Consider the following 1,033-nt stretch of genomic DNA (forward strand, 5'->3'; position numbering starts at 1 on the left):
GGCTTTGTTGCATAAATCGGCCATAGGCCAAGGCATCCCCAATCCCAAATAGATTTACGCAGCAGCGACTGTCTGGGGCGTGCCCAGAGCGGTAAATTGATTGAGGATTGAAGCTCGGATGTGCAGCTCGGTCACCTGGCGCTCAAACGTCCTGGCCATGACCTTCTCGCCGAGTCGCTTGAAGCAATTCATCTTGGTCTCCACCAGTGACCTTCGGTGGTAGCCGCTCCAGCGTTTCCAGATAGCCCGCCCCAACTGCCTACACGCCTTGACCGCTTCATTGCGGTGAGCAAATGCCAGCCCTTTGCGCAGCTTCGCTCCTTTGCGCGGCGGGATGATTGGAATGGCTCCCCGCAGGTAGCACGCCTTATGTACATCCTGCGTGTCGTACGCCCCATCACCGGTAAAGCTAGCTATCTCTTCATTGCTTGGAATTTGACCTAGCAGGTCTGCTGCCATGGGCGAGTCGCCCACTTCATTGGTTGTTACTGCGATGGCCCGAATCTGCAGTGTCTGGGCATCAATACCCAGATGCACCTTGCGCCACTGGCGGCGGCTCTCGGCACCGTGCTTTTTGGTTTTCCACTCACCTTCGCCCAAGAACTTGATGCCCGTGGAGTCGGCCAGCATGTGCAAGCCTTTGTCACTTGCACGGTAGCGCACCTGCACATCCAAGCTCTTTTGCCTGCGACACACCGTGCTGTAGTCGGGCACTGGCCAATGCAGGCCTGCCATACCCAATAGCGACTCAACCAGGCCCAGTGTCTGGCGCAAGGGCTGGCCAAACAAGCACTTGATGGTCAGGCAAAACTGGATGGCCGCATCTGAGAACTTCTGGCAACGACCACGCTTGCCCGTGGGCCGAGCTAGCCACTGCATATCCCTATCGAGCCAAATGGTCAGCTCACCTCGCGCCTTCAACGCTGCGTTGTAAGCCTTCCAGTTCGTTGTGCGGTACTTAACCCGACCCCAGCTCGTCTCTCTCATCTCCCGAGCCTACCTCAGCTGCGACCGGCATTTGTGCAACAACGCC

1 protein-coding gene is annotated in these 1,033 nt (G+C 57.6%); it reads right to left on the reverse strand.

Annotated elements, in window-relative coordinates; translation table 11 throughout:
- Positions 1-54: 54 nt before the first annotated feature.
- Positions 55-987 carry an IS5-like element ISAav2 family transposase gene (locus ACWGXF_RS24355; RefSeq protein ID WP_012836612.1) on the reverse strand — a complete coding sequence of 311 codons (933 nt, stop codon included), beginning with the start codon at positions 985-987 and terminating at the stop codon, positions 55-57.
- Positions 988-1,033: the final 46 nt, after the last annotated feature.

It is taken from the genome of Comamonas sp. HJ-2 (assembly GCF_053615495.1).

Coding starts and splice junctions, on each gene's coding strand:
- ACWGXF_RS24355 (WP_012836612.1), bottom strand. CDS start 987: ATGAGAGAGACGAGCTGGGGTCGGGTTAAGTACCGCACAACGAACTGG.